Genomic DNA, 10842 nt, shown 5'->3' with positions numbered 1-10842 from the left:
CGGCTACAACAATGATAATAGGGTGTGTCTTCGATACTTATTTGAGTTCTGCGAGGGCGTGGCATAAAAACCTCCTTGTTCAATGCTCAATCAAAGCATAGCCGAAGGTTAACTTCTGCGCCATTAACGATGGGTGTCCTAGTCAACTCGCAATGTCATCAAGCGGAGTTGTTCTCTTACATCGGCCCAATCGACAAGCACGATAGGCATTGGGTTAGCACCGCAAAGATGCATTGCATGCCAGCGATATATCGCCATTCGGTCATTATTGAGGTGGTGATTACCGAGCAAGCGGTCAATACGTTTGATACTGTGCTTAGGTGCCACATTACCAGAGATGTTACGGCCTAGCTGGGTCAAAGAGAGTTGATCACCATCTAGTAATGATTTAGTGGCAACCATAAGAGAATTAAGACGTTTTTTGTGGATGGAAGAGCATTGATTGCTAAGAGAGTCATGTAGTATTGTAATGTCACGCATGGTGTTGTTCTAGTTTGTTTTTGGCGAAATTGATTAGATCAAACAGCACCATGCGTGTCTACTAATTGATTGTAAAAGAAATTATCTGGGGATTCCCTAGCGATGGGTGTCCTAGTCAACTCTCTAGTCAACTACCGGGAGCGTCCATATATGGCATTTATTTCATGAACAGTTTGTTTGCCTCGCTACAATTGAGTTATTATTGTTAGTGCGATTCTGGAGGGGGGGTCTTCTTACATCCTTAATTCTAGATCTATTAAACTTTAACCAGTGGCGTGCAACGGTGAAGATAATGTTTAATAAAATAAGGCGGTTAAAGTCAGAAAGTCGTAGTAAAGAACTAGCATTGTATGAAATTGTTGCAGACGAACTCGAGAAAGGAAGTCTATCTAAACCTTTATGGGTGAAAGCTATCGCGAACTCAAAAGGCAATGATAGCAAAACTAAGTCCTTATACATTAAATATAGAGTTCTATCCCTAATGGACGAGGAGCAGTTGCAGGCTATTAGAAGAGATCAAGAAGATAGTGGATTGCTAGAGTTAACAAGACTAATTGAGAAGGCTAGAAAGAAAAATTCAAATTTCGATGACCTTGCTTTGTTATCGAAAAAACTTGGGATAATAACGAAAGGAACAAAAGGCTTTTTCAAAGACAAATGGGTTGCTACCGATAAAGATGGACGCCAAATTAGCTTTAGCGATTCGGATAGATTTGAAAGTTACCTTTTAAATATATTTGATTCATGGTAGTGACTAAGTAAAACTGGCCACCTTTTTTGATTCATCCTTACAGTTAATTTGAAATTAGTAAATCTAAGGCAAACCCGAAAATATATTTACGATAGAGCAACAGCACTAAACGATAAAGGGGCAGAACCTAGTTAGCTTTTGAACTAGCAACTCACATCAAATATGGCTAAATCGAAGAGGCGTTAGATATAGGTGTAAGCGCGCTTTTGGCCCTTGGCGGCATGGATGCCGCCGTGGAGCGTATAGGGATATATTCACAGCGAGCCAAAAGAGAGCTTGCACACTTCCCCGCCGGACAGGCGATTTATAACAGTGAAGGTTCGACCTTATCACTTTCAATAAATAAAAATGCAGCCAGCCGCTACTCAAGCAAATGTCATTGTTCTTCATTCCAAGACCAACACACTTTGGCACAAAAATACTTTAACCTTTAACTCACTAGTCGTATCAAATGAAGTTAAATCGAAGAGGAGTTAGAGATAGGTGTAAGCGCGCTTTTGGCCTTCGAAATCATGGATGATTTCGCAGAGCCCACATGGAAGTGCTTGAACAACGTCCATGTCTAAAAGCCAGTTCGGCGTCCATGCCTCTCGTTCGTTAGCGCGAAGCTACGCTTCACTCACCGTGTCGCAGAAGTGTTTACACATACGCTCACCGCAGGTGATAGATTGCCATAAAAGCTCACCTTCAAACACACTTTCCAAAAAAGACTTCGCCAACCACTACCCAGACAAAACAAAAAATGCCATACCTTCATTCCAAGGCCACCAAACTTTGGTGGAAACCCCATCTTGAGCAGCCCCGCTCCATCAAGGATGGATATAAAAAAGCCACAGCGGGAGGGCTGTGGCTTCTAGCGGTGATATCCATACCACCTTTAGGTCAAACTGGAACGATGTTACTAATTATTAGATAATGTTTAATATTAGTTTTTCTTTGAATATTTAGCAGCTTCTTCACCTGCTAGACGACCAAAGGTGATGATGTCTGAGATGGCATTACCACCTAAACGGTTAGCACCATGTACGCCGCCAGTCACTTCACCCGCACCGTATAGGCCAGGGATCACTTGCTGCTTAGCATTCATCACTTCCGCTTTCGTATCAATCATCACGCCGCCCATGGTGTGGTGAACACCTGGAGTGACTTCAATAGCGTAGTAGTTACCTTCATTCAGCGCACGAGGCAGGTTTGGACGTTCGAAATCAGCATCTTTGCCGCTAGTGACAAAGCTGTTGTAGCGAGCAACGGTTTCGGCCAAGGCTTTACCGTCGATGCCAACCCCATCCATATCGCCTAGCTTAACTAAGCTGTCAGACGTGGGTGCGACACCTAAACCAATGTACTTATCAATTTTCGTCAATGACTTACGGACTGAATCATCGAAAACTAAGAACGCAGATTTACCTGTTTGCGCCAAAATCGCGGCAGATGCTTTATCACGAGTAGTGATTTCGTTGACGAAACGCTTACCTTCACGGTTGACTAAGATCGCGCCATTACCACGTACCGCTTCGGTCACCATCACGCCGCCTTTTACAGACAGTGTTGGGTGGGCTTGGATATATTCGAGATCTTTCATCGCCGCGCCAGCATTACCTGCCACATCGATACCGTCACCAGTAGCGCCTGGTTGGTTAGTCGAAATAAAGCCTTTCAACTTAGCATCGAGCTTAGACACACGCTCGTTATTTTTAGCAAAACCACCGGTTGCTAAAATCACTGCATCGGCTTTCACCCAGTAGTAACCCTTGTACATCCCCTTAACTAGGATACCTTTCACTTTACCGCTATCATCTTTAAGAATTTCGATACCACGGGTGTTCATACGTAAATCGATATTACGTTCAACGGCATTATCATAAAGTACTTGTACTACATGAGCACCTACACCAGCACCGCCAGTTGGGCGATGTGAACGGTTAGCCGATGCGCCGCCCATGCGGCCAACATCGTTTAAATCGGCGCCCATGGCGGTCATCCAATCCACAGATCCTTTAGAGTGTGAACTTAAGATTTTTACCAGCGCAGGATCGTTAATATCACGACCGCCTTTCATGGTGTCTTTGTACATCATCTCTGGGCTATCGGTAATATTTTTAGCCTTTTGTTGATCGGTCCACGCTGCATTCATACCACCGGCGGCCAATTTCGCATTACCACCGATAACAGGCTCTTTCTCGATAAGGATGACTTTAGCGCCATTGTCGTGAGCCGATACGGCAGCAGAGAAGCCTGCACCACCAGTACCCACAACCACTACATCAACGGTATCGCGAGGTGCGCTAGCAAGTGCCGCTTGACGCTCAGATTTATCTTTAGCGAGTTCGGCAATCGTCGGTTCATTACGTTGCCATTTTTCCGCATATGGCATGTCAAAATCGAAGCTGTGGCAAGAGTCACAATAGACCATAGATTTTTCGTGCGCGCTGTGACAAGAGGTACAAGCAACATCGCCAGGGAAATGAGAGTCGTGAGCATTATAATGCTCGTGCTTAGTGGTTTCAGCGACTTCAGCCATGGTGCCGTGACACGCGACACACTGTTGGTTTTCATAGGTTAAGCTATCATTTGAAAGCTCACCATCTGGAGTATGGCAGCTATCACACTCTTGGTTTTGAGCGTGAAATTCAGCTAGATTATCTGCGGCAATTGCATTGCCCATGAGTCCTGTGGTGCCCATAATCGTGGCTAAACAGACTGCAAGTTGTAATTTTTTCATCTTTATACTCTCCTTTCCACACTCAACGGCGATGACGCTATAAGTCTAGAAACTTTTCATTATTATAATGATTCAAGTGACGCCCACTCACATTGCACAGCGGCCGACATTTATATTGCTCGAGTTAATCTTTATCTATACCGATGGCTACAGCAAGGTCGATGCTCAGGTCTCAATAAGAAATGCAGCCTTAATCACAAGCAGTAAAATGCACTATGCAAAGTTGCATAATTTGCAAGTGAGATATGCAATTTTGCATGGCACATACTGCGCTAGATCACTATGCTTATAACCCTTCATCAACCGCCGTAATGCCGCAGTCAACCGAATACTTCACCGATTGCTAATTCGCGCAGTGCAGCACAGTTTCTTAAGCCATTATTCTCTACACTCAAGCCCATGAGACTAATACTACTTTGCCTTATTTGCGCCTCGCTGCCAGTGCTCTCCCAAGAGAGCATAGTGTTTGGCGTACACTCCAATACCGCCCCTTTAGAATGGCGTAACAATGGCGTTGACCAAGGTTTTAACCTTGAGCTCATGGACAGAATTGGCCAACTGACGGGCAAACGCATCATAGTGCGGCGTAAGAGCTTTCAGCAGCTGGTCGCAGATGTGCACAACCCAGATAGTGATATCGATGTGATAGCCGTAGTCAGCCCGGTGAACTTTAGCCGTGAGCTAAATCAATCGGATCCTATCTATTCCACCCACGCCAAGGCTTATACCCTACAAGGCAAAGCACTTATCAATAGTTGGAGCGATCTCGCTGGTAAGCGAGTGGCCATTAAAAAAGGCGCTTTTGTCGATGTGTATCTGTCAGATCATCTGCAACGGTTTGAGCGTATCGATGTCGATCTATACGAAACCGGTTTTCAACAACTGATGGATGATCAGGTTGATGTGGTGTTAGCCGAAAACTTTGTCGCCCGGCGACTGCTGCCCTTTTACCCATCGGTGAGAAGCTCCAGCGATGCGCTGATCTATGGCGCCTTTAACTTTGTCAGCAACGGCAAAAAAACCGTATTAATGCAGCAGATTAATGACGCACTGCGTCAGCTTAAACTCTCGGGAGAATATGACAAATTAGTCAACAAATGGTTTGGCACCGGGCGGGAAAAGGTCGATTTAACCTCGACCCAAAAACGCATGTTTTCACTGGCCATTTTAGTGGCGCTTATCTCGGCTATCGGAATGATTTACACCGGATTTATCAGCGCGAGCCTACGCCGCCAAAAAAGGGCGCTTAAAGAAGAGTTAGAACAGCGCCGGCGCGCCGAAGCGGAGATATCGGTTATTTCGACTCAGTTTCAGTCGGTGCTCGATGGCATTCCCCATGGCGTCACTATCATAGATAAGCACCTTAAGCGTCTGTGGAGTAACGATAATAATATTGAGCTGCTCGTTAATCAGCAATTTCATTACCTCGACGGCCAACCCTTTGACCTTAAACAGGCGATCAATACCGTGCTGACCCAGCAGCGGTCACAAACGGCTGACATGCAGTACCAGCAAGAGTTTTGGCAACTGCAGATCCACCCGATCGCCAGCGATCAGGTGGTGATATTGCTCGAAGAGTCCACCGAGCAACATAGGTTGCGCCAGGCCAACGAAGAGGCCAGCCGCCTAGCCTCCCTAGGTGAGCTTTCGGCCGGCATTGCCCACGAAATCAATAATCCCACAGGGCTGATTGTGCATGCCATTTCACTGCTGAGCGCGGCAATCAAGGATCTAACACCTGCTGCAACCCACTACCAAAAGCACAACCCATTTTGGCGCATTGCCGGACTGGCACCAAACGATGCCATGGCCGAGATGGGCCAAAGCTGTCAAACGGTTGAAGAGGCCGCCACGCGCATCAGCCGTATTGTTAACGATCTTAAATGCTACGCTCTGCCCAACTTAGCCCAAGCACATCTGCCTATCGCCCTTAACGATGTGGTGCAAGTGGCGCTGCGCTTAACCAATAACCAGTGTAAGAGCTACCAAATCACCACCAACCTTTGCCCAGCAGATCCACTCATTAACGGCGATGCCCAGCAGCTACACCAAGTGTTGATTAACCTTATTCAAAATGCCTGTCACGCCTGCGACCCTTACACTGGCGCTATCAGTATCACCACCGAGGTTGATGCAGACCAAGTGCTGCTCACCGTGAGCGATAACGGCTGCGGCATGGACCGCGCCACCTTAAAACGCATCACAGAACCTTTCTTTACCACGCGCAGAAATAACGGCGGTTGCGGCCTGGGCTTGTCGGTCAGCAGCAGGATAATCAAACAACATCATGCTCAAATGCAGATCCAATCGAGTGTCGACCAAGGCACAAGCATCCGCTTAACGTTTGCGTTAGTACAACAGGATTAACCCCATGAAATTGGCCAGAAACATACTCTTAGTCGACGATGAAGCCTCATGGCTACGCACCTTAGCCGTCACCCTTAACCGCTTAGTGCCCGAAGCTGAAATCGACACCTGCGTCGATAGTCGTCAGGTGATCAATCGCCTACAGGTGGGCGATTACGCCTTAGTCCTACTGGACTTAACCATGCCTTTCGATTGTGGCGAAACGCTGCTGGCGATGATCCGCAGCGAGTTTCCTAACACCCGGGTGATCATCGTTACCGGCGTCAATGAGGTCGATACCGCAGTGCGCTGCATTAAAAATGGCGCTTACGATTACTTTATCAAAACCGATAAGGTGGAAGAGTTGGCTCAATCGGTACGCCGCGCGCTAGAAGTGGTGGGGCTGGAGCGTAATTACCTGCACATTAAGGAGCGTTTCTTAAGTCGCACCTTAGACAATCCACAGGCGTTTAATAATATTTTGACCTGCGAGCCGCAGATGCTCGATCAATTTCGCTATTTAGAAGCGGTCGCTTTTAGCCCTGAGCCTTTACTTATCTTTGGTCAAAGTGGTACCGGCAAGTGTGAATTTGCCCGCGCCTGCCACAGCCTCTACAGCCCACAAGCGCCATTTTTAACCATTAATCTGGCGGGGATCAGCAGCGAGGTGTTTGCCCAAAAGATGTGTGGTCATCTACACCACAATAGCGATGGCCAAGTCGATGCCGTGGCCGGTTTGCTGCATCAAGTGGGCGATGGTGTACTCTATCTTAATGAGGTAGGCGCCCTGCCACTGGCGGCACAAATCACCTTATTGGATCTGCTCGAAACCAGGCAATATTATCCACTGGGCAGCGACAGTGCCTATCCGGTGCGATGCAAATTTGTCGCCTCGACTCAAGATGATTTACTGAAATTACACCAAGCGGGGCAATTTCGTAGCGATCTGCTGTATCGTTTACGCGCCCATAAAATCAAGCTGCCGCCACTGGCCAACAGGCCGCTGGATATTTCGATGCTGATCAATCACTTCATCGCTCAGGCGGCCAGCGAGATGGCGTTGCCCGCACCGCAACAACCGGCCGACTTGGCCACTAAACTGGCGAGTTACAACTTTCCGGGTAATTTGCATGAACTTAAGGGGATGGTATTTGATGCGGTCAGCCGCAGTGATGGTGTCGCGCTAAATATCTCCCCCTTTATGGAGGCGATTAACGAGCATAAATCGCTGACACAAGCGCCATTAGATACGCTGGTTTTTCCTAAGGTATTGCCTAGTTTAGCCCAGATGAATCAGGCGTTAATTGATGAAGCCATGAGCCGCACCGCCAATAATCAAACCGCGGCGGCGCAGTTACTGGGCATTAGCCAAAGCGCCCTGAGTCGGCGCTTAAAAGGCCATTAATTGCCAAGCAGCATGAGTGGCTTGGCGCCACTCATGCATATATACGTGACTTAGGCGGACTGACTTAAGCAGGCTTAAGCTGCGCCTCTGGTACCTTAACAGTCTCGATGTCGTAAGCCTTTTCGCTGGCGTCGACTATGGTTAACACCGCCGCATCCCCCACTACATTGCAAGAGGTCAACACCATGTCGATCACCCTGTCTAGCGCCGCCACAATCACAAAGGCTTCGAGTGGTAATCCCATCTGATGGATCAACACGCCAATCATCACCATGCCACCACCAGGTACCCCGCCAGCGCCAACCGATAACAAGAAGATACTGAATAACAATGATGGCAACTGCTCCATCATGATGGGAGCGCCAAAGGCATTGGCGACAAAGAAAATCGCGATGGTGACATAAATCGACACACCGGTCATATTCATGGTCGCCCCTAGTGGCACGCCAAAACCTGCGACTGCGGGCTTAACCCCCAGCTTTTCTGTTAAGGTGCGCATGGTCACCGGAATGGTGGCATTGGAGCTTGCGGTAGATAAGGAAAACAAGATTTGCTCTTGTGTCTTAGCCCGAAACGCCTTGGCCGACACCGAGGTAAACAGACTGACGGCGATGGGGTAGATGATAAAAATCCACACCAACAACAAGGTAATGATCACCAGCATATATTCCATCACACTGACAAATAAGCTGGCCTCTAACGTGGCGCCTAACTTCAGCATTAAGGCAAACACCCCATAAGGCGCTAGCTGCATCACCACGCTAATCAGCTTCATCATTAGCTTGTTGCCCTCTTGAAACCCTTGGTTTAACAAGGGAACGGCATCGTCCATCGACTTAATCACCCCACCGACCAATAGCGCCATAAAGATCACCTGAAGCATATTGCCTGAGGAAAACGCGCTAACGGGATTACTGGGGACGATATCGACAATCAGTTGCATCAAGTTAGGTAGCTCAGTGGTGGCTATCACAACGTCAGAACCTGAGGCCATATCGATACCGACACCGGGCTCAACAATCAAGGCCACCGCCAGCGCAGTAGAGATGGCGAGCAGCGTATTAATAATATAAAACCCAAAGGTTTTACCACCGAGGCGGCCAAAACTCTTCAGGTCGTCTAGCTCCAGTACACCACAGACAATGCTGACAAACACCAAAGGCACAACCATCAACATGATCATATTGACAAACATGGTACCCACACCGCTAGCGATTTTGACCACCCATGCGGTTAACTGGCTGGCATCAGCCAAACCGTATTGCAAAATAGTGCCGAGCATGACACCCGAAAAGAGCCCGATAAAGATGCGGGTAGAAAGTGATTTTGTCATCTGTTTGCCTATTAAATTTAGCGTATCTGCTGCACGCTTTTATCTGTGTATCTCATCGATAGAGATTAAGATGTGAGGCGGGTACTCCCCCTGCTGATGCAGAGATAGTGGATCATGCTGGCAAGCTTTTCAATGGCCTTTGAAAAAAACCCCAAAAACAACAAGTAGATAACAATGAAAAATATAAACACTTAGCCCAATATTAACAAGGAGATAGACGGCCATCGCAAAGACACCCATAACACCAAACTTTTACATTGACCCACAAAAACAAACCTAACCACTCAATTTACAACCGGCAGAACCAGTATTTAACACTAACGAGTGGTGATATGGCAACACATAAACTCACAATTAAAAGCAATAACAGCTCAAACCACTGTCGCTTGGGTGTCGCTAGTGAAATACACTAGTCAGCACCGCTGAAAAAAGCGCCGACCCGTGCTGATAATAAGCAATAAAAAAACCATTAAATCAAAGTGTAAACACTTGATTTAATGGTTTTAAGGACGATTGCTTTATTTAAAGGCTATAACTTTTTTGGTCAATAGCGGCTTAGACCCAAGGCGTTATCCTCAGCAGGCTAGGCCAACCAAAGCTCCACATCACGAATAATAAAGTTACCACTGTAAGTGGGGTGCGGCTCACCAATGGGCTCTAATTCAAAATAGCGTCTGTGCTCTTCTGGCAATCCTTCGTAACCGCAGATCACCTGATACAACCAGCTCTCAGGATCCCACTCCAGCGTTTGCTGTTGATGGTATTGCAATGCCGATTGCCTTAAGCCTGAGTCGATCACCGCACAAAAATAATCATCGACCGCCAACTTGAGGGGGTTATCGGCAATTTCAAAATCTTCAGCATCGACCAAGGCAAACGCCACATCATGTTCGCGCACTAAGGTGTCACGCTCGACACGGCTAATGGCTTTCACTTGCGCCACCAGCTGTAACAGCTCAGCCTCATAGCCTGTGTTACTCACATCAACCGCCGCAGGGGCTAAGAGTGCCTCGGCGCGATTAAACAGAACTGGCAACTGCTTGTGGCTGACATGATCTGCCACCTGATAATCGGGATGTTGATCTGTGTATAACAACCAGCCCTTAAGTAAGCGTGTTCGCCCTTGGATCTGCCTAAAACGTCCAAGCAACTCCAATAACCGCCCCTGCACCACACTGAGTTCTTGGGTACAATCACTCAAGGTTTCTTGCAAGGTGGTGACCAGCAATTTACGCAGCTCACGAATATCACCGGCCAGCTCGCCAAGCTCGCTAAATTGGAACATCTCTAAGCCATTGAGCAGCTCACTGACTTGGCTTTGGGCCAATTCGTTTTCGCGAATTTTGGCATTAATGGTGCCGACATAACCAAACTCATTATTAATCCGGCTCCACAATACCCGTATCGAATAACGCAGCCCTTCGGCAAAGCTGTAAACGTGCTCACTCAGATCGGCTAAATAGGCTTCGCTGGCGCTGTAATCTACCGCATGGCGCGCCTCTTTATAGTGGCTCGCCAAGGTTTTGATGGTGGCAAGACCCGAGCCGACATTGGCATCGATTTGCCGATTACGCTCATCACTTAAGGTCTCTTCTAATAGCGCGCGCACCGACCGTTTGAGGCGTAAATCTTGCCCGGGTTTTGGTCGCCACAGGATCTCGGCTTTACGTAGCTTATCGATTGCTGCCGCGTTATCGCCCCCTTCGGCCACTGAGCCCGATAGGTACACATCCATGATAAGTTCGCTATGCCGCCCCAGTAGCTTAAGTAGCGTTACCCCGGATTGGTGTAAGTTACTACTCATA

Annotated in this window: 6 protein-coding genes and 2 pseudogenes; 3 read left to right on the top strand and 5 right to left on the bottom strand. The window is 47.6% G+C overall.

Translation table 11 applies throughout. The annotated features are described in order from the left end of the window. Both DVO77_RS03665 and DVO77_RS03660 read right to left on the bottom strand, forming a co-directional pair. Positions 1–65: pseudogene (locus DVO77_RS03665) on the bottom strand (Mobile element protein); the annotation flags it as partial. Positions 66–147: 82 nt separating this feature from the next. Then, positions 148–480: pseudogene (locus DVO77_RS03660) on the bottom strand (IS4 family transposase); the annotation flags it as partial. A 292-nt stretch (positions 481–772) separates the two neighbouring features. Here DVO77_RS03660 and DVO77_RS03655 point away from each other — a divergent pair. Continuing rightward, positions 773–1231, top strand: coding sequence for a hypothetical protein (locus DVO77_RS03655; protein ID WP_162924134.1), 459 nt, complete (start codon positions 773–775; stop codon positions 1229–1231). A gap of 925 nt (positions 1232–2156) precedes the next feature. On the opposite strand, the gene DVO77_RS03645 is transcribed toward DVO77_RS03655, so the two are convergent. Beyond that, entirely contained in the window at positions 2157–3953 is a 1797-nt protein-coding gene (locus DVO77_RS03645; RefSeq protein WP_119977360.1) for a flavocytochrome c, read from the bottom strand. A 399-nt stretch (positions 3954–4352) separates the two neighbouring features. Here DVO77_RS03645 and DVO77_RS03640 point away from each other — a divergent pair, with 399 nt between their 5' ends. Beyond that, complete coding sequence (locus tag DVO77_RS03640) at positions 4353–6320, top strand: ATP-binding protein (protein WP_119977359.1); 1968 nt, start codon at positions 4353–4355, stop codon at positions 6318–6320. Between the two features lie 4 nt (positions 6321–6324). Continuing rightward, entirely contained in the window at positions 6325–7704 is a 1380-nt protein-coding gene (locus DVO77_RS03635) for a sigma-54-dependent transcriptional regulator (protein ID WP_119977358.1), read from the top strand. Between the two features lie 64 nt (positions 7705–7768). On the opposite strand, the gene DVO77_RS03630 is transcribed toward DVO77_RS03635, so the two are convergent. Both DVO77_RS03630 and DVO77_RS03625 read right to left on the bottom strand, forming a co-directional pair. Next, positions 7769–9037 carry a dicarboxylate/amino acid:cation symporter gene (locus tag DVO77_RS03630; RefSeq protein WP_119977357.1) on the bottom strand — a complete coding sequence of 423 codons (1269 nt, stop codon included), beginning with the start codon at positions 9035–9037 and terminating at the stop codon, positions 7769–7771. Positions 9038–9620: 583 nt separating this feature from the next. Next, positions 9621–10841 carry a phosphoenolpyruvate carboxylase gene (locus DVO77_RS03625; RefSeq protein WP_119977356.1) on the bottom strand — a complete coding sequence of 407 codons (1221 nt, stop codon included), beginning with the start codon at positions 10839–10841 and terminating at the stop codon, positions 9621–9623. Between the last annotated feature and the right edge of the window lies 1 nt (position 10842).

Source organism: Shewanella algidipiscicola, from assembly GCF_003605125.1.
Classification (GTDB): Bacteria; Pseudomonadota; Gammaproteobacteria; order Enterobacterales; family Shewanellaceae; genus Shewanella; species Shewanella algidipiscicola.
Note: the sequence above shows the minus strand (reverse complement) of the source record. Positions and strands in the feature narration are given on the sequence as shown.

What these genes read in the sequence shown, in the direction of transcription:
- DVO77_RS03635 (WP_119977358.1), top strand. Translation starts at nt 6,325, where the DNA reads ATGAAATTGGCCAGAAACATACTCTTAGTCGACGATGAAGCCTCATGG.
- DVO77_RS03645 (WP_119977360.1), bottom strand. Translation starts at nt 3,953, where the DNA reads ATGAAAAAATTACAACTTGCAGTCTGTTTAGCCACGATTATGGGCACC.
- DVO77_RS03625 (WP_119977356.1), bottom strand. Translation starts at nt 10,841, where the DNA reads ATGAGTAGTAACTTACACCAATCCGGGGTAACGCTACTTAAGCTACTG.
- DVO77_RS03640 (WP_119977359.1), top strand. Translation starts at nt 4,353, where the DNA reads ATGAGACTAATACTACTTTGCCTTATTTGCGCCTCGCTGCCAGTGCTC.
- DVO77_RS03630 (WP_119977357.1), bottom strand. Translation starts at nt 9,037, where the DNA reads ATGACAAAATCACTTTCTACCCGCATCTTTATCGGGCTCTTTTCGGGT.
- DVO77_RS03655 (WP_162924134.1), top strand. Translation starts at nt 773, where the DNA reads ATGTTTAATAAAATAAGGCGGTTAAAGTCAGAAAGTCGTAGTAAAGAA.